The sequence below is a fragment of the Stenotrophomonas sp. YJH_SMC_16 genome, assembly GCF_059367875.1.
On record NZ_JCAFRH010000009.1, the window covers coordinates 135,176 to 161,014 of the forward strand.

The window sequence follows — 25,839 nt, forward strand, 5'->3', positions numbered from 1 at the left end:
GAGCGTTGGCTCGGCTCTACAACTGCGCAGCGTGTGCAACCGGCGATGCTGGCGGATTGGCGCGCAGGCCGAACAGGGGGCGCAGCCAGCGCACGCGACGGATCAGCAGTTCGTGGATCAGCAGGCAGCCGCCGACGGTGCCGCCCAGCAGTAGCGACGGCTCCAGCCAAGGACCCAGTTGCAATGGCTTGAGCCAGAACAACAGCACGATGATCAGGCTCTGGTGCAGCATGTACCAGGGATAGATGGCCTCGGTGCAGTACGGTAGCCAGCCGAACGGGCGGTCGAGGAAGACCTTGCCCCAGCCGAGGATGGCCAGCAGCGCGGTCCAGACGTACACCGACTGGCTGGTCCTGCCCTGCAGGTCCCAGAACGTTTCAGGCCATTGCCGCAGCGAGGAGTCAGCCGGCAGCACCTGGCCGAGGATGCGCAACCCCAGATACCAGCCGACCGCCGCCAGCGCCAGCCACAGCGTGGTGCGGCGCAGGGAGACCAGGCGCTGCCAGAACACCGGCTCACGACCGAGCAGGTAGCCGGCCAGGAACACTGTCGCGTACTTCGCGTGCTGATACCAGTCGCCAAGCAGGGCATTGGTGGACGGATAGACCGGCTCCAGCCAGATCACCCAGGCCAGCAGCAGCGCAGACGGAATTCCGATCAGCAGTATCGGCGAGGCGGCGCAGAACGCGATCGCACGGCGCACCACGGCCGTTCCCAGTAATGGCATCAGCAGGGCCAGGGCCAGCGTGTAGTTCCACAGATAGGCCAGGTACCACAGGTGGTTCCAGGTGATGCCGTATTGCCAGCCGGCGAAACTGCCTTCCGGCCACGGCCGCACCTGCCAGTAGCGCAGCAGGAAATGCCCGAAGCCGGGCGCAACATGACCGTTGGCCACGCCCTCGCAGTAGGGCTGGATCGGCACGATCACGAACATGCCGAACAGCAGGGGCAGCAGCAGCCGCCACGTGCGCAGGCCGGCAAAGCGCAGCGGCCTGCTTTCCGGCCGCATCAGCGCGATGGCGATGCCTGAAATCAGGAACAGCAGCGACATCCGCCAGCGGTTGACGAACAGCATCGGCCACTGCAGCCATTCGGCGGTATGCACGCTCTTGAGGTGGAAGCCCCAGTCGTCCACATAGGCCATGGCGGTGTGGTAGAGGATCAGCAGGGCGAAGGCGAACACGCGCAGGGCGTCGATGTCGTGGCGTCGGGTCATGGTGGAGGTGTGCCGGAAGGTCGAGCCAACGTGACGCCGTCCGGCCTGTGCAGCCACTGCCAAGGGGCCGCCGGAACCCGCGCAGTGACCAATGGCGGGGGTGGCGGGACCAATGGAGCGGCTACCTTTGGTCCCTTGAGGCAGGCTGGAGCACCGCAACGACATGGATGCAGCAATGACCCAGGGCCGACCGCGCTGGCGTACTTCAACGCGCCTGCTGGTATGGGCGACGATCCTGTCGGCCTCGGCAGTGACCAATGCGCTGGTGGAAGTGATGGACGCCAGTCGCCGCGGCGCCGATCTCGGGCTGTGGGAGCCGATGATCTGGGAGTTCAGCAGCCTCGGCCTGGTCCTGTTGACCCTGCCGCTGCTGTGGTGGGGCTGCGAGCGCTGGCCGCTGCATGCCGATACCTGGAAGCAGCGGTTGCCGCTGTATCTGCTGGCCAGCGTCGGCTGGTCGCTGCTGCACGTGGTGGGGATGGTGCTGCTGCGGCACCTGGCCTACGGGTCGCTGGGCCATCGCTACCAGGATGATGCCGGCTGGCTGGAGCGTTTTGCCTACGAATACCTGAAGGATGTACGCACGTTTGCGATATTCGTGGCACTGGAGCACTTTGCCAGCTGGTTCGGCCGGCGCAGGCAGGGCGAGGCGAGCCTGCTGGCCGAGCCGGACGTCGGCCCGCCGGTGGAGCCGGTCGAGCGCCCCCAGCACTTCCTGGTGCGCAAGCTGGGCAAGGAGTTCCTGGTCGCCACGGCGGACGTGGAGTACGCCCAGGCCGCAGGGAACTATGTGAACCTGCGGGTACGCGGCCACGACTATCCGCTGCGGATCACCATGGCAGTGCTGGAGCAGCGGCTCGACCCGGGCGAGTTCCTGCGCCCGCACCGCAGCTGGCTGATCCATCGGGGCCAGCTGCGCTCGATCGAGCCGCTGGACGGCGGCGAGGCCCTGCTGCACATGGCTGACGGGGCCAAGGTGCCCTGCAGCCGGCGCCAGCTGCCGCTGCTGCGGCAGGCGTTGGGGGCCGGATGAGGCCCTCATTCCGGGCATCCCCGGCCTGCGGTATCATTACCAGTCATCTTTTGAATGCATAACCGCCGACATGATCGAACTGAATCCTGTCCGCCAGCGCATCACCGATCTGACCGATCGCGTGCTGTCGCTTCGGGGGTATCTTTGACTACGACGCCAAGAAAGAGCGTCTTGAAGAAGTAACGCGGGAGCTGGAAAGCCCCGACGTCTGGAACAACGCCGAGTACGCCCAGAATCTGGGCCGCGAGCGCTCCAGCCTGGAAAAGACCGTGGGCGGCATCGCCTCGGTGCTCGACGGCCTGGCTGATGCCACCGAACTGCTTGAGCTGGCCGAGTCCGAGCAGGACGAGGACACCGCGCTGGCCGTGGTCGCCGACCTGGACAAGCACCAGTCGCACGTCGAGAAGCTGGAATTCCAGCGCATGTTCTCCGGCGAGATGGACAATGCGGCCGCATTCGTCGACATCCAGGCCGGTGCCGGTGGCACCGAAGCCCAGGACTGGGCCGAGATCCTGCTGCGCATGTACCTGCGCTGGTGTGAATCGCGCGGCTGGAAGACCGAGCTGATGGAAGTCTCCGGTGGCGACGTCGCCGGCATCAAGTCGGCCACCCTGCGCGTGGAAGGCGACTACGCCTATGGCTGGCTGAAGACCGAGACCGGCGTGCACCGCCTGGTGCGCAAGTCGCCGTTCGACTCGGACAACCGCCGCCACACCAGCTTCACCTCGGTGTTCGTGTCGCCGGAGATCGATGACAACATCGACATCACCATCAACCCGGCCGACCTGCGTACCGACGTGTACCGTTCGTCCGGTGCCGGTGGCCAGCACGTGAACAAGACCGAGTCGGCGGTGCGAATCACCCACATCCCGACCAACATCGTTGTGGCCTGTCAGACCGGCCGCAGCCAGCACCAGAACCGCGACAACGCGATGAAGATGCTGGCCGCCAAGCTGTACGAGCTGGAGATCCAGAAGCGCAACGCCGAGAAGGACGCGGTGGAAGCCACCAAGTCCGACATCGGCTGGGGCAGCCAGATCCGCAACTACGTGCTGGACCAGAGCCGCATCAAGGACCTTCGCACCGGCATCGAGCGTTCAGATACGCAGAAGGTGCTGGATGGCGACCTGGACGAGTTCGTCGAGGCCAGCCTGAAGGCCGGCCTGGCTGTGGGCTCCAAGCGCGTCGATGCCTGATCGGCGCGCCTGCGCGGATATCGTCACCCTCGTGCGCAACGCCGAGGGTGGTCGATCACACGTCCTGTAGAGCTGAGCCATGCTCAGCTGCATTTCGCGGGGTAGCAGATGCGTCGAGCATGGCTCGACGCTACAACGGGCACGGCGGTAGCGATGATGCGCAGCGAAAGTGAACGCAAGGAACTGGGCGGCTTCCTCAAGGCCTGCCGCGCCCGTGTCGATCCCGCCACGCTCGGCCTTCCGGCCGGGCGCCGGCGCACCCCGGGCCTGAAGCGCGAGGAAGTGGCGCTGGCCATCGGCGTAAGCGTCAGCTGGTACACCTGGATCGAGCAGGGCCGCGAAGTGCGTGCCTCGCCCGAGGTGCTTGAGCGCCTGGCGCAGGTGCTGCGCATGAGCGACGACGAACGCGCCTATGCGTTCGCGTTGTCCGGCTATGGCGTGCCACTGGAATCACCGGACGAAAGCGTGACCGATGGCCTGCGCCAGCTGGTGGAGGCGATGCAGCCGATCCCTGCGTATGTGCGCAATACACGCTTCGACATCCTGGCCTGGAACCCGGCCATCGCCGAGCTGTTCGTGGACTACAGCCAGCTGGCGCCGCATGAGCGCAATACGCTGCGGCTGATGTTCCTGTACCCGCCTTACCGCACGCTGATCCTCAACTGGGAAGAAATGACCCGCGGCCTGCTGGCAGGCTTCCGCGCGGCGATGGCGCAGGCGCCGGACAAGGCCCCGTTCCTGGCGCTGGTCGAGGACATCGCCGCGCACAGCGAGGAGTTCCGCCAGTGGTGGCCGGAGCACGACGTGCGACGGTTCGATGAAGGGGCGAAGAAGCTGAACCATCCCACGCGCGGGTTGCTGGACCTGCAGTACGTGGCGCTGGTGCCGGAGAGCCGGCACGATCTGTCCCTGGTGACTTACCTGCCGCGGAAGTAGGGGGTGTTCGGCAAGGCTTGCAGCCCTGCACCAGCAGAGGCCGAAGCGACAGCAACAGCAACAGCGGGCATTCCGTGAGATGGCGGGGCGGTGTCGGAGTGCGGGGACGCCGTAAACCCGTCCCTGGGGGCTTGGCAGCCGCATCCATGCGGCTGACACCCCGCACTCCGACACCGCCCCACCTTCGACAGGTTCACGTGGCTGTAGGTAGTGGCTGTAGGTAGGTGTCGACCTTGGTCGACACATCTGTCAGATATCGAATGAAATTCCGGGGGTCAGATCCGTTTTCCACAGGAAAACGGATCTGACCCCAAAAGTATTTCCGACAGATCGCGGACCCACCCCGCCATCCCACGGAATGCAGGCCTTTGACCTTGACGTTGCCCTGGCCTCTGCGGGTGCAGGGCGCAGCCCTGCCGACACCTCCCCCATTCAGACAGGTAAGTGCAGGTCACAGGATAAGCAGACGCCTTGTTGCCTCCGCCAATCGGGTCCACATTCCTGTGCAGGAGACGGGCCACCGCCCGTTTTCGAGACAACAGGAGCCCTGCATGTCCGCTGCCCCCAGCACTGCCATTTCGCGCGATCCGGCCACCGGTGAACAGATCGCCAGCCATCCCTTCGCCACCGACGCCGAACTGGAAACAATCCTCGACCGCGGTCAGGTCGGCTTCGCGGCCTGGAGCGCCAAGAGCCTCGAACAGCGCGCGGATGTACTGCGTGCGATGGCCGCGGTACTGCGCCGCGACCGTGAGAAGTTGGCTGCGCTGGCTACCGCCGAAATGGGCAAGGTCCAGGCCGAATCCCTGGCCGAAATCGAGAAGTGCGCCGTGCTGTGCGACTGGTATGCCGACCACGGTGCGCAGTTCCTGCGCGACGAGCCGACCCAGGTGCCTGACGACAAGGCTTACGTGTCCTACCTGCCGCTGGGCGTGGTGCTGGGCATCATGCCGTGGAACTTCCCGTACTGGCAGGTGATGCGCGCGGCGGTGCCGATCCTGATGGGCGGCAACGGCTTCCTGCTGAAGCCGGCCGAGAACATCGTCGGTACCGCGCAGCTGCTCGACGCGGCGTGGCGTGATGCAGGGCTGCCGGAAGGCACCTTCATCGCCGCCAACATCAGCCGCGACGGCACCAGTCGTGCAATCGCCGATGACCGCATCGCGGCGGTGACTCTGACCGGCAGCGTGGCGGCCGGCCGCAGCATCGCCGCCCAGGCCGGGCAGGCGTTGAAGAAAGTGGTGCTGGAGCTGGGCGGCTCGGATCCGTTCATCGTGCTGGCCGACGCCGATCTGGACGCTGCCGTCGATGCGGCGGTGGCCTCACGCTTCCAGAACACCGGGCAGGTCTGCATCGCCGGCAAGCGCATCATCGTTGAAGACGCGGTATACGACCGTTTCGTGGCGCAGTTCTGCCAGAAGGTGCAGGCGCTGACCATCGGCGATGGCCGTGAAGCGGGTAATCGCATTGGTCCGATGGCACGCCAGGACCTGCTGGAACAGCTGGACGCGCAGGTGCGCGCTTCGGTGGACGCGGGCGCGAAGCTGCTGGTCGGTGGCCATCAGCTGGATCGCCCGGGCGCGTTCTACGCACCCACCGTGCTGGCCGACGTGGAGCCGGGCATGCAGGCCTTCGATACCGAGACCTTCGGTCCGGTGGCCTCGATCAGCCGCGCTCGTGATGCCGACCATGCGGTGGAGCTGGCCAACCAGAGCGAGTTCGGCCTCAGCGGCAACCTGTGGAGCGGCGACCGCGCCCGTGCGATGCAGCTGGCGCGCCGGCTGCAGACCGGCGGCGTGTTCGTCAACGGATTCTCTGCTTCCGACCCGCGCGTGCCGATCGGGGGCGTGAAGAAGAGCGGCTTCGGCCGCGAACTCTCGCACTTCGGCATCCGCGAGTTCGTCAACGCGCAGACGGTCTGGTTCGACAAGCGTTGACGCGCAGCTTCCATCCTTCCTGCAACGATCCATCATCAGTCCAGCGAAAAGGACGGCATTCCAATGTCCAAGGGTTCAGATCTGCTTGTCGCCGCACTTGAGAACGAAGGCGTCGAGCGCATTTTCGGTATCCCCGGCGAAGAGAATCTCGACGTGGTCGAGTCGCTGCGCCATTCCAGCATCGAGCTGGTCATCACCCGCCACGAGCAGGCAGCGGTATTCATGGCGGCCACCTATGGCCGCCTGACCGGCAAGCCCGGGGTGTGCCTGGCCACGCTGGGGCCGGGCGCGCTGAACTTCACCACCGGCGCCGCCTACGCGCTGCTTGGTGCGTGGCCGGTCATCATGATCACTGGCCAGAAGGGCATCGTGGCCAGCAAGCAGGCACGCTTCCAGATCGTCGACATCGTCAGCACGATGAAGCCACTGACCAAGCAGGCGCGGCAGATCGTCTCGGCGCGCACCATCCCGACGATCGTGCGCGAGGCATTCCGCACCGCGCTGGAAGAGCGCCCGGGCCCGGTGCTGCTGGAGCTGCCCGAAGACATCGCGGCCGATGAGGTCGGGGACGTGGCGCTGATTCCGCCGCACGCGGTGGATCGTCCCATCGCCAGTCCGGAAGCACTGGACCGTGCGGCGGAGATCATCCGCAATGCCAAGCGACCGTTGCTGATGATCGCTTCGGCGGCGTCGCGGCCGCAGTCCAGCGAGGCGCTGTCGGCGTTCGTGCTGCGTGCCGGCATCCCGTTTTTCACCACGCAGATGGGCAAGGGCGCGGTGGCCGGTGGTTCGGGCCTGTACATGGGCACCGCGGCGCTGACCGAGCGCGACTACGTGCACATGGCCATCGACCAGGCCGATGTGATCGTGACCATCGGCCATGAGGTCACCGAGAAGCCGCCGTTCGTGATGCGTCCGGGTGGGCCGACCGTGATCCATATCGGCTATTCGCAGGCGGCGGTGGAGCAGGTGTACTTCCCGCAGGTGGAAGTGATCGGCGATATCGGCCGCTCGCTGACCCAGCTGGCCGACCGCATCGAAGGCGCGGTGCCGAACGCCGATGCGCTGCTGCCGTTGCGCGCGACCATCCTGGAGCACCTGGCCGCCCGTGCCGAGGAGGACGGCTTCACTCCTCAGCGGCTGGTGCATGACGTGCGCCAGGTGATGCCGCCGGACGGCATCGTGGCGCTGGACAACGGCATGTACAAGATCTGGTTTGCGCGGAACTACCGCACCCAGGTGGCCAACACGCTGCTGCTGGACAACGCGCTGGCGACCATGGGTGCGGGCCTGCCGTCGGCGATCATGGCCTCGATCCTGCATCCGCAGCGGCGGGTGCTGGCGGTGTGCGGTGATGGCGGCTTCATGATGAACAGCCAGGAGCTGGAGACCGCGCGCCGGCTGGGCCTGAACCTGGTGGTGCTGATCCTCAACGATGGCGCCTACGGGATGATCCGCTGGAAGCAGGCGGTGGATGGCTTCACCGACTACGGCATGACCTTCAGCAATCCCGATTTCGTGAAGTACGCGCAGGCCTATGGCTGCAAGGGCCATGAGGTGACCGCCATCGAGCAGTTCATCCCGACACTGGAGGCGGCGTTCAACGAGGGAGGCGTGCACCTGGTGTCGGTGCCGATCGATTACTCGGAGAACCAGCGGGTACTGGTGGACGAGCTGCGGCAGGCCTTCCCGGGGAACGGCTGAGGTAGCGCCGGGCCACGCCCGGCGGATTCGTGCGCCGACCGACCGCCGGGCATGGCCCGGCGCTACCGGGCGCTGCCGGGGCCGGGGCGGGGCGGTTTTGGTATGCTGTCCAACCGGCTTTGCCGGCGCAGCATCCCCCCTCACTACACGATTCCCGCAGATCCATGAGCGAAGCTACCGATACCCCCCCCGTCGACGAAAACAAGTTGATTGCCGAGCGCCGTGAGAAACTCAAAGCGCTGCGTGGGCAGGGCATCGCGTACCCGAACGACTTCCGTCGCGAGGACTTCGCCGGCCGCCTGCAGGAAGAGTTCGCCGATGCCGAACAGTGGACCGCCGAGGCCCTGGAAGGTAACGGCCGCCAGGTGAAGATGGCCGGCCGCCTGATGGCCAAGCGCATCATGGGCAAGGCCAGCTTCGCCCAGATCCAGGACGAGTCCGGCCGCATCCAGCTGTTCCTGCAGGGCGCCGTGCTGGGCGATGCCTACACCGCCTTCAAGGGCTGGGACGTGGGTGACATCATCGCCGTGGAAGGCGGCCTGACCCGTACCAAGACCGGCGAGCTGTCGGTCAAGGCCGAATCGATCCGCCTGCTGACCAAGTCGCTGCGCCCGCTGCCGGACAAGTGGCATGGCCTGGCCGACGTCGAGCAGCGCTATCGCCAGCGTTACGTCGACCTGATCGTGACCCCGGAATCGCGCGCGGTATTCATCAAGCGCTCGAAGATCATCCGCGCCATGCGCGCGTGGCTGGACAACCGCGACTTCCTGGAAGTCGAGACGCCGATGATGCATTACATCCCCGGCGGCGCGGCGGCCAAGCCGTTCACCACCCACCATAACGCGCTGGACCTGGACCTGTACCTGCGCGTGGCGCCGGAGCTGTACCTCAAGCGCCTGACCGTGGGTGGCCTGGAGCGCGTGTACGAGATCAACCGCAACTTCCGCAACGAAGGCGTCAGCACCCGCCACAACCCGGAATTCACCATGATGGAGCTGTACGAGGCCTATGCCACGTACAACGAGATCATGGACCTGACCGAAGGCGTCATCCGTGACGTGGCCAAGGCGGTCAACGGCGGCACCGAGGTGGAGTGGGACGGTGCGAAGATCGACCTGGGTCCGGCGTTCCGCCGCTGGCGCATGGACGAGGCGGTGCGTCACCACAACCCGGAAATCTCCGCGGCCGACTGCACCGATCGCGACGCCCTGCTGCGCCATTGCGAGCGCTTGAAGATCCGCGTCAAGCCGTCCTACGGCTGGGGCAAGCTGCTGCTGGAGATCTTCGAGGCCACTGTCGAGCACACGCTGATCCAGCCGACCTTCATCACCGACCACCCGGTGGAAGTCTCGCCGCTGGCCCGCGCCAACGACAACGATCCGGGCTACACCGACCGCTTCGAGCTGTTCGTCAACGGCAAGGAGCTGGCCAACGGCTTCTCCGAGTTGAACGACCCGGAAGACCAGGCCCAGCGCTTCCAGGCGCAGGTGGCGGCGAAGGAGGGTGGCGACGACGAGGCCATGCACTACGACGCCGACTACATCCGTGCGCTGGAGTACGGCATGGCCCCGACCGGCGGCCTCGGCATCGGCGTCGATCGCCTGGTAATGCTGCTGACCGGCAGCAGCTCGATCCGCGACGTGCTGCTGTTCCCGTACATGCGTCCGGAGCAGTAAGTCGTCTTTTTGACTCCTGTTTGTGCGCGCCGTCGCGAAATGAGACGGCGCGATTGACGCCTCCCGCACTCGGCGTATCGTTAATGCACTACCTTGACGTCTGTTATGGCGTGATCGGCGCCAGGGGGAGTGCGCATTGTGGAGAGTCCGCTTCACAATGTGATGACGATCATGAACCGGGACGCATGACACGGGAGTCAGGCCGATGCAGGGTGCGAGCGTTCGCAGCGGCAGGGTATCCTCGCCTGCTGATGATCCAGCATGGTCGAGAAACCAGGCAGAGTACGCGTTGAACATCGTCATTGTTGACGACCAGACGTCCGCCCGGACGATGCTGCGTCACGTCATCGAGGACATCGCGCCCGAACTGAGCGTGTATGACTTCGGTGATCCGCTGACCGCATTGGCCTGGTGCGAGGCGCATCCGGTCGACCTGCTGCTGCTCGATTACCGCATGCCAGAGATGGACGGGCTGGAGTTCGCCCGCCGTTTCCGCCGCCTGCCCAAGCATCGCGACATTCCGGTGATCCTGATCACCGTGGTCGGCGACGAGCCGATTCGTCAGGCGGCGCTGGAAGCGGGGGTCATCGACTTCCTGGTCAAGCCGATCCGCCCGCGCGAACTGCGCGCGCGCTGCTACAACCTGCTGCAGCTGCGCCAGCAGACCGAGAACGTGAAGCAACGCGCGTTGTCGCTGGAGCAGCGCTTGCTGGCAAGCATGCACGAGGTCGAGGAACGCGAACGCGAGACCCTGTCGCGATTGGCGCGGGCGATCGAGTTCCGTGATGCCGGCACCAGTGCCTACCTCGAGCGCATGGCGCGCGTGGCAGGGCTGATCGCCGAGCAGCTGGGCCTGCCCGAAGACGACGTGCGCCTGATCGAGATGGCCGCGCCCCTGCATGACATGGGCAAGATCGCCATTCCCGATGCCGTGCTGCTCAAGCAGGGCAAGCTCAACGACGAGGAGCTGGCGATCATGCGCCGTCACCCGCGCATCGGCCATGAACTGCTCAGCGGCAGCCAGAACCGCTTCATCCAGGTCGGCGCATTGATCGCGCTGCGCCACCACGAACGATACGACGGCAGCGGCTACCCGGATGGGCTGGTCGGTGAGGCGATTCCGCTGGAAGCGCGCATCGTCGCCGTGGCCGATGTCTTCGACGCACTCATCTCACCCCGTCCGTACAAGGAAGCATGGACCATGGAAGCCACACTGGCTTATCTGTACGCCCAGCGTGGCCGACTGTTCGACCCGCGCTGCGTGGATGCGCTGATGCGCGGTCACCAGCAGTTGATGGATATCTGCGCCCAGCACTCGACGGCATCGACGCGACCGGGTGGGTGACATGCAGGACCTGTTCGCACGCGTGAGGCGTCGGCTGGCGCAGCGTCCGGATTCGGAACATGGCCAGGCGATCGTGCGGGTGGTGCTGATCTCGCTGATCCTGGTCTATGTACTGTTGTCAGGTGCCCGCCTGCACCGGCTGGACCAGTACCAGGGCGTGCTGGCAACGGTGCTGACCGGGCTGGGCCTGTCGCTACTGCTGTGCGGTTGGCTGCTGTGGAAGCCTGAGCGCTCGGACCCGCGGCGGGTGGCCGGGATGCTGGCCGATTACGGCCTGATCGCGGTCGGCATGATCCAGATGGGCGAGCCGCTGGCGTGGGTGTACGCGGTGGTGATGTGGGTCACGGTGGGCAACGGCCTGCGCTTCGGGCCGCGCTACCTGGCCGCTGCCATCGTGCTGGCGATGGTCAGTTTCGGCACCACCGTGCTGTTGACCCCTTACTGGCAGGCCAATCTGGGCCTGGCCATTTCCCTGTGGTTGGGGTTGCTGGCAGTACCGTTGTGCTGCTCCTCCCTGCTGCGCCGAAGGATGCGACATCCGACCATGGATACGACGCCCGCCGCTGGCTCCGACAAGCGCTCGCTGCTGGCCCGCTTCAAGCAGCGCCTGTCCGGGCGCGAGGACAGCGAGCACGCGCAGAACCTGATCCGCATCATCATCACGGCGCTGTTCATCAGCTATCTCGGCTGGCGTTCGCTGAGCGGTGGCGGTGAAGCGCTGACGACGACGTGGCTGATCCTCGCCTTCGAGCTGACCATTTCCGCCGGCCTGCTGACCGCGATCCTGGTCAATCCGGGTGTGTCGCATGTGCGCAGGGTGATCGGCATGCTGACCGACTACACCTGCATGGCCTGGATCATGACGATCCAGGGCGAGCCGGCGGCACCGCTGTATGCGGTGATGCTGTGGGTCACGATCGGCAACGGCATGCGCTACGGCAGCACCTACCTGCGCGTGGCCACTGCCATGGGCTGCCTGGCCTTCCTGTGCACGGTGATGCTGTCGCCATACTGGCGCGGCCACGACTATCTGGGCTGGGGCCTGCTGCTGGGCCTGGGCGCGATTCCGCTGTACTTCGATTCGCTGCTGCATGCCTTGACCCGGGCGGTGGCCGAGGCGCGCCAGGCCAATGAAGCCAAGAGCCGCTTCCTGGCCAACATGAGCCATGAATTCCGCACGCCGTTGAACGGGCTGGCCGGCATGACCGAGGTGCTGGCCACCACCCGCCTGGACGATGAACAGCGCGAGTGCCTGAACACCATCCAGGCCTCGACGCGCAGCCTGCTGGCGCTGGTGGAAGAAGTGCTGGACATCTCCGCGATCGAAGCCGGCAAGGTGCGCGTGGAGTGGCACGAGTTCGCGCTGGCCGATGTGCTGCAGGCGATCAACCTGATCCTCACCCCGCAGACCCGCTCCAAATCGCTGGACTATCGCGTGCAGGTGGACGACAACGTGCCGCCGCGCCTGCTGGGTGATGCCGGGCATCTGCAGCAGATCCTGCTGAACCTGATGGGCAACGCGGTCAAGTTCACCGACAGCGGCTACGTGCATCTGCGCGTGTCCAGCCCCGATGCGCTGGGCAGCGAGCGGATGCGCCTGCGATTCGAGATCGTCGATACCGGCATCGGCGTGCCGATGGCGTTGCGCGGGCGCCTGTTCAATGCCTTCGAGCAGGGCGATGTCGGCCTGGCCCGTCGCCATGAAGGCACCGGTCTGGGCACGGCCATTGCCAAGGGCCTGGTCGAGTCGATGGGCGGGCAGGTCGGCTATGCGCCGAACAGCCCGCGCGGCAGCGTGTTCTGGGTCGAGATCACGCTGGACGTCGCAGACACCTCATCAGCCCCGGCGGTTCCGTCCGAGGTGGCTGAGGCTGGGAATGTCATCGCGTTTTCCAATCCCTTCCTGCGCCATCGTGCACGGGTGCGCAGCCTGCGGGTTCTGGTGGCCGACGACCACGAAGCCAACCGCATGGTGCTGCAGCGGTTGCTGGAGAAGGCCGGCCACAAGGTCACCTGCGTCAATGGCGGCGCCGAAGTGCTGGATGCGTTGGAGCAGGCCAGTTACGACGCGGCGATCGTCGACCTGCACATGCCCGGCATGAGCGGACTGGATCTGCTCAAGCAGTTGCGGGTGATGCAGGCCAGTGGCATGCCTTACGTTCCAGTCATGGTGCTGAGCGCGGACGTCACCCCCGAGTCCATCCTGCGTTGCGAGCAGGCCGGTGCCCGCGCCTTCCTTGCCAAGCCCGTGGTGGCCACCCGCCTGCTTGAAGTGCTGGCCGATGTCGCCGCCAACACCCGCGCCGAGTCCGGCATCCAGTCGGTGCCGGCATTGCCGGTCGGCGATGGCGTGCTCGATACCGCAGTACTGGACGAGTTGGCGTCGCTGGGCATGGGCGATGGCTTCGAACGCAAGTTCATCGACCAATGCCTGGCGGACGTCGACGCGAGCATGGGCCAGCTGCAGGGCTGCGGCGAGCGCCAGGCCTGGGAGGATTTCCGCGAGCACGCACACGCGCTGCGCGGTGTGGCGAGCAACCTGGGGCTTGTCCAGGTTGCCGCCTCCAGTGGCGAAATCATGCGCATGGCGGACTGGCAGCTGAAGGGTGAATGGAGCGCCCGCCTCGGCAGCCTGGCGACCGCCCTGCGCAACGGCAGGAATGCGTTGGCTGCCCGTGGCGCGGGGGCACCGCACCGCGACGACAGCGAGCGCAGCCCGTCCTGACCCGCCAGACGCTCAGGCCGGGTCGCCATTGCGCCGGGCCTGCGCCCGTACCAGCCGATCCATGGTGCGCAGGGACTTCTCGCCGAGCTGCATGGCGGTGTCCACCCAGATCTCGGTGATCCGCATCATTTCATGCAGCGGCACCATGGTGGCGATCTCGTTGACCTCACGCATCGCTGCCCATGCGTGCGGAATGCGTCGGCTTTCCTTGATCACCTGTTCGACCGCAGCAACGCCTTCGCCCGCCGGCACCACGATGTCGACCAGGCCCATCTCCTTCAGCTGGCTGGCGGTGTAGAGGTTGCCTTCCAGCATGATCTTCTCGGCCAGGCGCGGGCTGATCCGCTGGCACAGGAAGGAGTAGGCGCCCATGCCCGGGAACAGGTCGAACAGCACCTCCGGCAGGCCCATCAGCACGCCTTCCTCGGCGACGATGGTGTGGCAGCTGAGTGCGGCCTCGAAGCCGCCACCCAGTGCATTGCCCTGGACCAGGGCGATGCTGTGGGCACGGGTGCCCAGGCCGGCATGGAAGGCATGCACGCCGCGCACGCAGCGCTGGGCATAGTCGAGCAGGCGGGCGCGGTCGCCTTCGCGGATCAGGCGGCAGAACAGTTCGAGGTCGCCCCCCAGGTTGAACACGTCGCTGTCCGAGGCAAGAACGACATGGGGTGACAGGGCGTGCGAGGCGCTGAGGCGGTCGCCCAGGTCGCGCTGGTAGTCGACGATGTCATCGACCAGGCGCGAGGCGAAGCACGGCCGGCCTGGCTGGTTGACCAGGTTGGCGTGCATGTGGATCCAGTAGACATCCCGCTCGGGCTCCTCGGTGATACGCAGGGTAGGGTGCTGCGAGGGGCGGGTGATGATGGGGCGTACTGCGGACATGGGAGTTCTCCGTGTGACCGTCCGGCCAACCGCAGAGCGGACGGAGAGGAGTGAGGGGGGCGGGCTGAACGTGCGGCGGCGACTGATTCTATGCACCCGTCGTGAACCGCCCGCAAGCGCTGTACCGGCCATGTTCCGGTAACAGAAAGACCCCGCCGTCTCCGGCGGGGTCCCTGTATTGTCCCGTTGCCCGGAAACCCTTACTGGGCGGGCGTATCACGCAGCTCGCGACGGAGAATCTTGCCGACATTGGTCTTCGGCAGCTCTTTTCGGAATTCTACGATTCTGGGGTGCTTGTAACCGGTCAGGTTTGCCCGCGCATGTTCCTTGACCATTTCCGCGGTCAGGTTCGGGTCCTTCTTCACGATCACGACCTTGACCACTTCGCCGGACTTCTCGTCCGGGACACCGACGGCGGCGACTTCCAGCACGCCCGGCATCATCGCGATGACGTCTTCGACCTCATTCGGGTACACGTTGAAGCCGGACACCAGGATCATGTCCTTCTTGCGGTCCACGATGTAGAAGAAGCCCTTTTCGTCCATCTTCGCCATGTCGCCGGTGTGCAGCCAGCCGTCGGCGTCGATGGCGGTGGCGGTTTCTTCCGGCCGCTGCCAGTAGCCCTTCATCACCTGCGGGCCCTTGATGCACAGCTCGCCCACTTCGCCCAGCGCCAGGATATTGCCGTTGTCGTCCTTGATGCAGGCATCGGTGGACGGGATCGGCAGGCCAATGGCGCCGTTGTACTCGGGCAGGGTGAGCGGGTTGATGCAGGCTGCCGGCGAGGTCTCGGTCAGGCCGTAGGCTTCGACCAGGGTCACGCCGGTGACCTTCTTCCAGCGTTCGGCCACGGCACGTTGCACCGCCATGCCGCCGCCCAGAGTGAACTTGACCGAAGAGAAGTCGATCTCGTCGAAGCCCGGGGTGTTGAGCAGGCCGTTGAACAGCGTGTTGACGCCGGTGATGGCAGTGAAGCGGGTGCCCTTGAGCTCCTTGACGAAGCCCTTCATGTCGCGCGGGTTGGTGATCAGGTGATTGCAGCCACCGAACTTCATGAAGACCAGGCCATTAGCGGTCAGCGCGAAGATGTGGTAGAGCGGCAGGGCAGTGATGATCACTTCCTTGCCCGGCTCGATGCCCGAGGTGGACAGCCACGCCGACGCCTGCTGCATGTTGGCGATCAGGTTGCGGTTGGTCAGCATCGCACCCTTGGCCACGCCGGTGGTGCCGCCGGTGTACTGCAGGAAGGCGATGTCGTCGTGGTCGATCTCGACCGGCGGAAGCGCGTGGCGGCTGCCCAGCTTGAGCGCCTGCTTGAAGCGGACGGCGCCCTTGATGTGGTAGTTGGGCACCATCTTCTTGACGTACTTCAGCACGAAGTTGACGATCGCGCCCTTGGCGCCGAGCAGGTCGCCCAGGCCGGTGGTGACCACGTGCCTGACCGGCGTGTCGGCGATGACCTGCTCGACGGTGTCGCCGAAGTTGTCGACTACCACCAGCGCACTGACGCCCGCGTCGACCAGCTGGTGCTTGAGTTCGCGCGCGGTGTACAGCGGGTTGACGTTGACCACGGTCAGTCCGGCGCGCAGCACGCCGAAGGTGGCCACCGGGTACTGCAGGCAGTTGGGCATCATCAGGGCGACGCGGTCACCCTTCTTGAGCTTGAGCTCACCCAGCAGGTAGGCGGCGAACTGGGTGACCAGCGCATCCGTCTCACCATAGGTGAGGACCTTGCCGAAGCTGGAGTAGGCGGGACGGTCGCGGAATTTCGCGACGGAAGCGTCGAAGACCGAGGCGACCGAATGGAATTCGTTGACGTCGATTTCGGCGGGAACGCCTTTCGGATAGCTCTGCAGCCAGGGACGATCCAGACTCATATTCCCCCTCCAGGAATCGTGATGTATTAGGTTCGGCCCTGAGCGTAGCGACAATGGCCGTTCATTGCAGCATACCCCGCCGTAGGGAAAACGCGAAGAGGCCCCGAAGGGCCTCTTTGCTGGGTAGTGCCGGCCGCTGGCCGGCATCTGCGCTCGATCGGGCCGCTTGCGTCAGCCCTGCTTGCGCACCGGTGCGCCGTTGGCCTTGTAGTACGGCGCGGTGCTGCGGGCCAGCGGGGTGCGGCCGCGGATCACGTCGGCCAGCTTCTCGGCCATCATGATGGTCGGCGCGTTGAGGTTGCCGGTCACCACCTGCGGCATGATCGAGGCATCGACGATGCGCAGGCCTTCCAGGCCGTGCACGCGGCCCTGGCCATCGACCACCGCCATCGGGTCATCGGCATGGCCCATCTTGTTCGAGCACGACGGGTGGTAGGCGGTCTCGGCATGCTCGCGCACGAATGCGTCGATCTGCGCGTCGGTCTGCAGCGCGCTGCCCGGCGAGATCTCGCGGCCGCTGTACGGTGCCAGCGCCGGCTGCGCGAAGATCTCGCGGGTGATGCGGATCGCCGCGCGGAACTCACGCCAGTCCTGCTCGTGCGACATGTAGTTGAACAGGATGCTCGGATGTTCGCGCGGATCCTTCGAACGCACATGGATGCGGCCGCGGCTGGGCGAGCGCATCGAACCGACGTGCATCTGGAAGCTGTGCGCCTTGATCGGGTTGGAGCCGTTGTAATTGATCGCCACCGGCAGGAAGTGGTACTGCAGGTTCGGCCAGTCGAATTCGGCATCGCTGCGGATGAAGCCACCGGCTTCGAACTGGTTGCTGGCGCCGATGCCGGTGCCCAGGAACAGCCACTCGGCACCGATGGCCGGCTGGTTGTACAGCTTCAGTGCCGGCGCCAGCGAGACCGGCTTCTTGCACTCGTACTGCAGGTACATCTCCAGGTGATCCTGCAGGTTGGCGCCGACGCCGGGCAGGTGGTGTACCAGGTCGATGTCCAGGCTGCGCAGCAGGTCGGCCGGGCCGACGCCCGAGCGCTGCAGGATCTGCGGCGAGGCGATGGCGCCGCCGCACAGCAGTACTTCGCGGCGGGCGGTGGCACGCTGCGGCTGGTCGTTGTGCAGCCACTGCACGCCCACCGCACGCTTGCCCGAGAACAGGATGCGGTCGGTCAGCGCGTGGGTGACGATGGTCAGGTTCGGACGCGGTTTGGCCAGGTCCAGGTAGCCGCGGGCAGTGCTGGAGCGACGGCCCTTCGGGGTCACCGTGCGGTCCATCGGGCCGAAGCCTTCCTGCTGGTAGCCGTTGAGGTCGTCGGTGCGCGGATAGCCAGCCTGCACGCCGGCTTCGACCATCGCCGCGAACAGCTCGTTGTTGCCGGCCTTCGGCGTGGTCACGCGCAGCGGGCCGTCGCCACCGTGGTAGTCATTGGGGCCGATGTCGCGGGTTTCGGCCTTGCGGAAGTAGGGCAGGCAGTCCAGGTAGGTCCAGTCTTCCAGGCCCGGCATGCTGGCCCAGTTGTCGTAGTCCATCGCGTTGCCGCGGATGTAGCACATGCCGTTGATCAGCGACGAGCCGCCCAGGCCCTTGCCGCGGCCGCAGTCCATGCGGCGGTTGTTCATGAAGGGCTCGGGATCGGTCTTGTACGCCCAGTTGTAGCGCTTGCCCTGCAGCGGGAAGGCCAGTGCCGCCGGCATCTGGGTACGGAAGTCGAGCCGGTAGTCCGGGCCACCGGCTTCCAGCAGCAGCACGCTGACATCGGCATCTTCGGTGAGGCGGGTGGCCAGCACGTTGCCGGCCGAACCGGCGCCGATGATGATGTAGTCGTACTCGTTATGGGTGCTCATGGGTGTCTCCTGCAGGCCGGGGCGCGCTGCATGCAGGCGTCCCGGCGGAATGTCGGATCGGCACGATGGCCGGACGATGGGGCGCGCGCAGCGCGCGCCGGTCAGAACACGCTGGCGTAGTCGCCCAGCTCGACCTGCACCGACTTGATGCGGGTGTAGTGGCCGAGGGTGGAGATGCCGTTCTCGCGGCCGACGCCGGATTCCTTGTAGCCGCCGACCGGCATTTCGGCCGGCGATTCGCCCCAGGTGTTGATCCAGCAGATGCCGGCTTCCAGGCGGTGGATGATGCGGTGGGCGCGGCTGACGTCCTTGCTGACCACGCCGGCGGCCAGGCCGAAGGTGGTGTCGTTGGCGCGGCGCACCACTTCGTCCTCGTCGTCGTAGGCGAGGATGCTCATCACCGGCCCGAAGATCTCTTCCTTGACGATGGTCATGTCATCGCGGCAGTCGGAGAACACGGTCGGCAGCACGTAGGCGCCATTGGCCAGCGCGCCTTCGGTGGCGCGGCCGCCGCCGGTCAGCAGGCGGGCGCCTTCGGTCTTGCCGCTTTCGATGTAGCGCAGCACGTTTTCCATGTGCGGGAAGCTGGTCAGCGGGCCGAAGTTGGTCTCGGCGGCCATCGGGTCGCCGATGCGGATGCGCTTGACGCGCTCGACAACAGCGGCTTCGAACGCGGCCAGCATGCTGCGCGGCACGAACACGCGGGTACCGTTGGTGCAGACCTGGCCGGAGCTGAAGAAGTTGGCCATCACCGCGATGTCGGCGGCACGGTCCAGATCGGCGTCATCGCAGATCACCAGCGGCGACTTGCCGCCCAGCTCCATGGTCACTTCCTTCAGCGACGAGGACGCGGCGCTGGCCATGACCTTCTTGCCGGTGGCGACGCCGCCGGTGAAGGAGATCTTCTCGATCACCGGGTGCTCGGTCAGCCACTGGCCGATCTCGCGGCCCGGGCCCTGCACGACGTTGAACACACCGGCCGGCACGCCGGCTTCGGTGTAGATCTCGGCCAGCCGGATCGCGGTCAACGGGGTGACTTCGGAGGGCTTGAACACCATTGCGTTGCCGGCGGCGAGGGCCGGGGCCGACTTCCACATGGCGATCTGGATCGGGTAGTTCCAAGCACCGATGCCGGCGACCACGCCCAGCGGCTCGCGGCGGGTGTAGAAGAAGCTCGATTCGCGCAGCGGCAGCTGGATGCCTTCGATGGCGGTGGCCAGGCCGGCGTAGTACTCGACCACGTCGGCGCCGGTGACGATGTCCACGGTGGTGGTTTCGGCCAGCGCCTTGCCGGTGTCCAGGGTTTCCAGGTGGGCCAGTTCGTCGTTGCGCTCGCGCAGGAGCTCGACGGCACGGCGCAGGATGCGCGAACGCTCCATGGCCGTCATCGCGGCCCACACCTTCTGGCCTTCGGCTGCGCTCTGCACGGCACGCTCGACGTCGGTCTGGCTGGCGACCTGCACTTCAGCGATCACCTCGCCGGTGGCCGGGTTGATGGTCTTGAAGGTCTTGCCGCTGGTGGCATCGACGCGCTGGCCGTGGATGTAGAGCTGTTGGACGGGCAGGGTGGTCATGGGGCGTACTCCTTGGAAGGGGGCGGGTGCTGAAGCGCTTATAGCGCGACAGCCTGCAACTGGAAGTCGATATAGCCGTAAGCGATGCGCCGGGACTTCTCGGCATTGAACTGGCCGCCGACCAGGCTGCCGCGCAGCCACAGGCCGTCAATCATCGCGGCCAGGCCGCGGGCGGCCAGGCGGGCCTGCGGGTGGGGCAGCAGGCGGTTGAACTGGTGGCACAGGTTCGAGAACAGGCGCTGGTCGTTGGCGCGCTGCAGCCGGGCCAGTTCCGGCTGGTGCATGCTCGCGGCCCAGAAGGTGAGCCAGACGCGCATGGCGGTGCCGTTGATCTGGCTGTCGTCGAAGTTGCCATCGACGATGGCGCGCAGCTGCTCGCGCGGGTCGTCGCTGGCGTCGGCGCGGTAGCGGGCGACCGCGTCCTTCAGTTCGCGCAGGATCTGCCGCATTGCAGCATTGAGCAGGCCGTCCTTGTCGCCGAAGTAGTGGGCGACGATGCCGCTGGACAGCCCGGCCTTCTTCGCGATGGTGGCGACGGTCGCATCGGCCATGCCGATCTCGTCGATGGTCTGGAAAGTGGCCCGGATCAGCTGCTCGCGCCGTACCGGTTCCACGCCTTTCTTCGGCATTGTCTCTCCACGGATTGCGACCCGAAGGATCGGGCTGCCCGCCATTATGCTTTTTATTGATTGAACGTTCAATCAATAAACCATAGGATGCGCTCGCGCCCCACGCCATGGGCCCGGTTTACCGGTCCGGCCCCGCCCATGTGCTCCCTCGGACTTGATGAGACGACCCCATGTCTTCCCTGGCTCATCCCAAGCGTTCGCCCCTGCGCTTGAACCGTTTCGTGTTCTTCAGTTCCTCGGTGTCGATCGGCATCCTCGGGCTGCTCACCGTTCTCTATCCCGAAGGCAGCGAGCACTGGCTGCAATGGGCGCAGGCCCAAGTGTCGGCCGCGTTCGGCTGGTGGTACATGCTGCTGATCGTGCTGTGCCTCGGCTTCGTGCTGTGGCTGGCGTTCTCGCCGTATGGCCGCATCCGCCTGGGCCACAACGAGGAATCACCGGCCTTCGGCTACGTCGCATGGGTGTCGATGCTGTTCTCGGCCGGCATCGGCATCGCGCTGCTGTACTACGGTGCCTACGAACCGCTGGACCATTTCCTCAATCCGCCCGGGCAGCCCGGCGGGACTGTGGCCGCCGGCCGCGAGGCGATGGTGCTGACCTTCCTGCACTGGGGCCTGCACGGCTGGGCGCTGTACGCGCTGGTCGGCGTGGCGCTGGGCTACTTCGCCTACCGCCGCGACCTGCCGCTGGCGTTGCGCTCGGCGCTGTACCCGATCTTCGGTGAGCGCATCCATGGCCGCATCGGCGACATGGTGGATGGCTTCGGTATCCTGGCTACGCTGATCTCGATGGTGACCAACCTCGGCATCGGTGCGCTGGTGGTGCAGTCCGGCCTGGTCTACCTGTTCCATATCCCGGATACGCCGCAGGTGCTGGTGGCGATCGTGCTGGTGATGATGGTGGTGGCCACCATCGGCGTGGTTGCTGGCGTGGAAAAGGGCATTGCCTGGCTCTCCAACCTCAACGTGCGCCTGCTGTGCGGCCTGCTGCTGTTCGTGCTGGTCACCGGCCCGACCCTGCACCTGTTCGACGGCCTGATCCAGAACACCGGCGATTACCTCGGCGCGTTCGTGCGCAAGAGCTTCGACATGTACCTCAACGACCCGAAGGGCCGTGAGTGGATGGGTTCGTGGACACTGTTCTACTGGGCCTGGTGGATCGCCTGGGCGCCGTTTGTCGGCCTTTTCGTGGCGCGCATCTCGCGTGGCCGCACCATCCGTGAAGTGATCATGGGCGTGCTGCTGATCCCGCTCGGCTTCACCCTGGCCTGGCTGTCGATCTTCGGCAACACCGCCATCGACCTGGTGCTCAACCATGGCCAGGCGATCCTGGGTGAGGTGGCCCAGCACGATGCGGCGATGACGCTGTTCAAGCTGCTGGAATACCTGCCCGGCGCGCCGTACGTGGCGGGTGCTGCGGTGGTGATCGGCTTCGTGCTGTTCCTGACCCCGGTCGATTCGGGCACGCTGATGATCGCCAACCTGTGCACCCGTCGCGTTGACGATGGCGTGGAAGATGGCCATGACGCGCCGATCTGGCTGCGCGTGTTCTGGGCTGTAGGCATCACCGTGGCCAGCGTTGGCCTGCTGCTGGCCGGCAACTTCAGTGCGATGCAGACCGCGGTGGTGCTGTGCGGCCTGCCGTTCTCGTTCACCCTGGCGTTCTACATGTGGGGCCTGCTGAAGGCGCTGCGTACCGACCCGGACGCGCCGCGGCGCTGAGGTCAGGAGGTCGCGATTTCGTTGTTGTCTGAAAGACAGCTGCGCCTGCCGGCTGCAATCATCGCTCGACATTTCGCTGCTGGAGTCGAGTGATGATTCGCACGCTGGGTCTTTCTTTACTTTTGTCCCTTTCCTTCCTGCCTGCGGCGTTGGCCGCACCTCCGGTGCAGCTTGATTTCCCGGTGCTGGCGCTGGGCGAAACCGCGCCGGTACGCCTGCAACTGGCTCCGCATGCGGGCGGGCTGGCTGCCTACTCGATCCACACGAACAGCAGGTACAGCGCAGTAGTCAGTGGCTACGAGGTGACCAGTGTGCAGTGCCCGCCGGGCTTCCAGTCCAACCTGTATGGCGAAGGCCGCGGCGCGGTCTGCTATCGCACCGAGGACGTGCCGCATGCTGGAGGCGTGATGGTGGTGCAGGTCGTCAACGTCGACGCACCTGATGGACACACCGCCTGGGAAGAGGGGCTGGGCTTCCTGGATGCTCATGGTCCGCTCCAGAATGCCCCGTGGCATCTCTTTGGTGTGCGACCTTGAGCGTGTAAAGCAGACGGCCGGATCCTTGGATCCGGCCGTCTGGGTAATGCAGGTGGTCGCAGTAGAGCGAGCTCGACTCTACTTGGCTGCCAGCTGGCGCAGCACGTACTGCAGCAGGCCGCCGTGGCGGAAGTACTCGACTTCCTTCGGGGTCAGCAGCATCACCGACACCTCGAAGGTCTTCTTCGTGCCGTCGGCCTTGGTGGCGGTGACCGTGGCGCGCTTGCTGGCGCCGTCCTGCAGGCCGGTGATGTCGATCACCTCCGAGCCGTCCAGGCCCAGCGACTGCGCGTTTTCGCCGTTGCGGAACTGCAGCGGCAGCACGCCCATGCCGACCAGGTTGGAGCGGTGAATGCGCTCGAAGCTTTCGGCGATGACCGCCTTCACCCCCAGCAGCAGGGTGCCCTTGGCCGCCCAGTCGCGCGACGAGCCGGTGCCGTATTCCTTGCCGGCCAGCACCACCAGCGGCACCTTGTCAGCCTTGTACTTCATGGCCGCATCGTAGATCGCCAGCTTCTCCGGCTGACCGCCGCCGGCGGGGTAGTGCAGGGTGTTGCCGCCTTCCTCGCCACCGAACATCAGGTTCTTGATGCGGATGTTGGCGAAGGTGCCGCGGACCATCACGTCATCGTTGCCGCGACGGCTGCCGTAGCTGTTGAAGTCGGCCGGCTGCACGCCGCGCTCCTGCAGGAAGCGGCCTGCCGGCGAGTCCTTCTTGATGTTGCCGGCCGGGGAGATGTGGTCGGTGGTGATCGAATCGCCGAACAGGCCCATCACGCGTGCACCATGCACGTCGTCGATGCTGCCGGTCTGCATGGTCATGCCATCGAAGTACGGCGGGTTCTTGATGTAGGTGGAGGCGTCGCTCCACTCGTACAGGTTGCCGTCCGGCGAGGCGATGGTGTTCCAGCGGGTGTCACCCTTGAACACATCGGCGTAGTTCTGCTTGAACATCTCCGGGCCGATGGTGGCGGCGATGACATCGCCGATTTCCTTGTTGCTCGGCCAGATGTCGCGCAGGAACACCGGCTGGCCATCGCTGCCGGTCCCCAGCGGCTGGGTGGTCAGGTCGATGTCGGTGGTGCCGGCGATGGCGTAGGCCACCACCAGCGGCGGGCTGGCCAGGTAGTTCATCTTCACTTCGGGGTGCACGCGGCCCTCGAAGTTGCGGTTGCCCGACAGCACCGAGGTGACCACCAGATCGCCGGTGGCGATGCCGGCGCTGACTTCGGTCGGCAGCGGGCCGGAGTTGCCGATGCAGGTGGTGCAGCCGTAGCCGACCACGTAGAAGCCGATCTTCTCCAGCTCCTTCAGTACGCCAGCCTTTTCCAGGTAGTCGGTGACCACGCGCGAGCCTGGGCCGAGCGAGGTCTTGACCCACGGCTGGCGGTTCAGGCCCTTGGCGGCCGCGTTGCGGGCCAGCAGGCCGGCACCGATCATCACCGCCGGGTTGGAGGTATTGGTGCAGGAGGTGATGGCGGCGATGACCACTGCACCATCCTTCAGCCGCACCTTGCGGCCTTCGATCTCGATGTCGGCGTAGCCCTTGGCCAGCTGCTCGTTGCCGACCGCGGCGCCGCCGCCTTCATTGACGAAGGAGGAGACGTCGTCGCTGCGCTTGTCACGGTTGGCGGTCATGCCGACCAGCGCTTCGCGGTAGTTCTTCTGCACGTCTTCCAGCAGCACGCGGTCCTGCGGACGCTTGGGGCCGGCCAGCGACGGCTTCACCGTGCCCATGTCCAGTTCCAGCGTGGTGCTGTATTGCGCATGTGCACTGTTGGCGTCGTGCCACAGGCCCTGCGCCTTGGCATAGGCCTCGACCAGATCGATCTGCTCTTCGCTGCGGCCCGACAGGCGCAGGTAGTTCAACGACTCGGCGTCGATCGGGAAGATGCCACAGGTGGCGCCGTATTCCGGGGCCATGTTGCCGATGGTGGCGCGGTCGGCCAGTGGCAGATGCTGCAGGCCGTCACCGTAGAACTCGACGAACTTGCCGACCACGCCCAGCTTGCGCAGCATCTGGGTGACGGTCAGCACCAGGTCGGTGGCGGTGGCGCCTTCGGGCAGCTTGCCGGTCAGCTTGAAGCCGACCACCTGCGGGATCAGCATCGACGACGGCTGGCCGAGCATGGCGGCCTCCGCTTCGATGCCGCCCACGCCCCAGCCCAGCACGCCGATGCCATTGATCATGGTGGTGTGGCTGTCGGTGCCGAACACGGTATCCGGGTAGGCCACGGCCTTGCCGTCCTTGTCCGCGGTCATCACCACGCGGGCGAGGTTTTCCAGGTTCACCTGGTGGACGATGCCGGTGTTGGGCGGCACCACCTTGAAGTTGTCGAAGGCCTTCTGGCCCCAGCGCAGGAAGCCGTAGCGTTCCTGGTTGCGCTGGAATTCGATCTTGCCGTTGAGGTCCAGCGCGTCGGGCTTGCCGAACACATCGACCTGCACCGAGTGGTCGATGACCAGTTCGGAGGGAATCTGCGGGTTGATCTGCTCCGGCTTGCCGCCGAGCTTGACCACCGCATCGCGCATCGCGGCCAGGTCGACCACGCAGGGCACGCCGGTGAAGTCCTGCAGGACCACGCGCGCCGGCATGAAGGCGATCTCGGTGTCCGGCTCGGCCGCCGGGTTCCAGCGGGCCACTGCTTCGATGTGGTCCTTGCCGACGGTGATGCCGCCATCCTCGTGCCGGAGCAGGTTCTCCAGCAGGATCTTCATCGAGTAGGGCAGGTGGGAGATGTCGAAGCGCTGGCCCAGCGTGGGCAGGCTGAAGTAGTCGTAGGTCTTGCCGCCGACGTTCAGTTGGCTGCGGGTGGAGAACGAATCGCTCATGCGGGGTAACTCCTTCTTGCGGATGGCTTGCAGTGGCCCGCGCATGGGCGGACCTGCTTGCGGTCGCCGCGGGCCTGGTGGCCCCGGAGGTTCCAGTATGAACCCGAAACTGAATGGATTCACCCGGGCCGGGTCCGGCCTGCGGCATCGGTTCCAGACTACAGGG

17 protein-coding genes are annotated in these 25,839 nt (G+C 65.9%); 10 read left to right on the top strand and 7 right to left on the bottom strand.

From position 1 onward, the window contains the following. Nucleotides 1-16: 16 nt before the first annotated feature. Nucleotides 17-1,216 (bottom strand): acyltransferase family protein, encoded by a 1,200-nt coding sequence (locus tag AC5P6E_RS18075; RefSeq protein ID WP_019336236.1) that lies wholly within the window; start codon nt 1,214-1,216, stop codon nt 17-19. Between the two features lie 175 nt (nt 1,217-1,391). Between AC5P6E_RS18075 and AC5P6E_RS18080 the strand changes: the two genes are divergently transcribed. From AC5P6E_RS18080 to AC5P6E_RS18115, 8 genes are all read left to right on the top strand, one after another. Next, nucleotides 1,392-2,249, top strand: a complete 858-nt coding sequence (locus AC5P6E_RS18080) for a LytTR family DNA-binding domain-containing protein (RefSeq protein ID WP_019336235.1) — start codon at nt 1,392-1,394, stop codon at nt 2,247-2,249. Nucleotides 2,250-2,319: 70 nt separating this feature from the next. Continuing rightward, a protein-coding gene (prfB, locus tag AC5P6E_RS18085; RefSeq protein ID WP_097048047.1) for a peptide chain release factor 2 occupies nt 2,320-3,445 on the top strand; the annotation gives its coding sequence in 2 pieces (ribosomal slippage) (nt 2,320-2,394 and nt 2,396-3,445; 1,125 coding nt in all). 153 nt (nt 3,446-3,598) lie between these two features. Then, a complete protein-coding gene (locus AC5P6E_RS18090; RefSeq protein ID WP_008267447.1) occupies nt 3,599-4,381 on the top strand; it encodes a helix-turn-helix transcriptional regulator in 783 nt (260 codons plus the stop codon). A 551-nt stretch (nt 4,382-4,932) separates the two neighbouring features. Continuing rightward, nucleotides 4,933-6,318 carry an aldehyde dehydrogenase family protein gene (locus AC5P6E_RS18095; protein ID WP_019336234.1) on the top strand — a complete coding sequence of 462 codons (1,386 nt, stop codon included), beginning with the start codon at nt 4,933-4,935 and terminating at the stop codon, nt 6,316-6,318. A 63-nt stretch (nt 6,319-6,381) separates the two neighbouring features. Continuing rightward, nucleotides 6,382-8,022: an acetolactate synthase large subunit gene (locus AC5P6E_RS18100; protein WP_019336233.1), complete on the top strand. Its 1,641-nt coding sequence runs from the start codon at nt 6,382-6,384 to the stop codon at nt 8,020-8,022. Nucleotides 8,023-8,186: 164 nt separating this feature from the next. Then, a complete protein-coding gene (gene lysS / locus AC5P6E_RS18105) occupies nt 8,187-9,698 on the top strand; it encodes a lysine--tRNA ligase (protein WP_019338545.1) in 1,512 nt (503 codons plus the stop codon). Between the two features lie 205 nt (nt 9,699-9,903). Continuing rightward, entirely contained in the window at nt 9,904-11,043 is a 1,140-nt protein-coding gene (gene rpfG, locus AC5P6E_RS18110; protein ID WP_006364528.1) for a cyclic di-GMP phosphodiesterase response regulator RpfG, read from the top strand. Between the two features lies 1 nt (nt 11,044). Beyond that, the gene (locus AC5P6E_RS18115; protein ID WP_099560710.1) at nt 11,045-13,768 is read left to right on the top strand and encodes a response regulator; all 2,724 of its coding nucleotides are present in this window, start codon (nt 11,045-11,047) and stop codon (nt 13,766-13,768) included. A 12-nt stretch (nt 13,769-13,780) separates the two neighbouring features. Here AC5P6E_RS18115 and rpfF read toward each other — a convergent pair whose 3' ends face one another. From rpfF to betI, 5 genes are all read right to left on the bottom strand, one after another. Then, the gene (gene rpfF / locus AC5P6E_RS18120; protein ID WP_019338547.1) at nt 13,781-14,650 is read right to left on the bottom strand and encodes a diffusible signal factor synthase RpfF; all 870 of its coding nucleotides are present in this window, start codon (nt 14,648-14,650) and stop codon (nt 13,781-13,783) included. 200 nt (nt 14,651-14,850) lie between these two features. Further along, nucleotides 14,851-16,527 (bottom strand): long-chain fatty acid--CoA ligase, encoded by a 1,677-nt coding sequence (locus AC5P6E_RS18125; protein ID WP_010482498.1) that lies wholly within the window; start codon nt 16,525-16,527, stop codon nt 14,851-14,853. 171 nt (nt 16,528-16,698) lie between these two features. Then, nucleotides 16,699-18,381 carry a choline dehydrogenase gene (betA, locus tag AC5P6E_RS18130; RefSeq protein ID WP_010482497.1) on the bottom strand — a complete coding sequence of 561 codons (1,683 nt, stop codon included), beginning with the start codon at nt 18,379-18,381 and terminating at the stop codon, nt 16,699-16,701. Between the two features lie 101 nt (nt 18,382-18,482). Then, nucleotides 18,483-19,955, bottom strand: a complete 1,473-nt coding sequence (gene betB, locus AC5P6E_RS18135; RefSeq protein WP_019338548.1) for a betaine-aldehyde dehydrogenase — start codon at nt 19,953-19,955, stop codon at nt 18,483-18,485. Between the two features lie 38 nt (nt 19,956-19,993). Beyond that, the gene (betI, locus tag AC5P6E_RS18140) at nt 19,994-20,584 is read right to left on the bottom strand and encodes a transcriptional regulator BetI (protein ID WP_005409501.1); all 591 of its coding nucleotides are present in this window, start codon (nt 20,582-20,584) and stop codon (nt 19,994-19,996) included. Between the two features lie 170 nt (nt 20,585-20,754). Here betI and AC5P6E_RS18145 point away from each other — a divergent pair, with 170 nt between their 5' ends. Together AC5P6E_RS18145 and AC5P6E_RS18150 are read left to right on the top strand one after the other, a co-directional pair. Further along, on the top strand, nt 20,755-22,305 hold the full coding sequence (locus tag AC5P6E_RS18145; RefSeq protein ID WP_019338549.1) for a BCCT family transporter: 1,551 nt from the start codon (nt 20,755-20,757) through the stop codon (nt 22,303-22,305). Nucleotides 22,306-22,397: 92 nt separating this feature from the next. Next, nucleotides 22,398-22,841 carry a hypothetical protein gene (locus AC5P6E_RS18150; protein ID WP_029550860.1) on the top strand — a complete coding sequence of 148 codons (444 nt, stop codon included), beginning with the start codon at nt 22,398-22,400 and terminating at the stop codon, nt 22,839-22,841. Nucleotides 22,842-22,919: 78 nt separating this feature from the next. Here AC5P6E_RS18150 and acnA read toward each other — a convergent pair whose 3' ends face one another. Further along, nucleotides 22,920-25,673 (bottom strand): aconitate hydratase AcnA, encoded by a 2,754-nt coding sequence (acnA, locus tag AC5P6E_RS18155; RefSeq protein WP_483698904.1) that lies wholly within the window; start codon nt 25,671-25,673, stop codon nt 22,920-22,922. Nucleotides 25,674-25,839 lie beyond the last annotated feature (166 nt).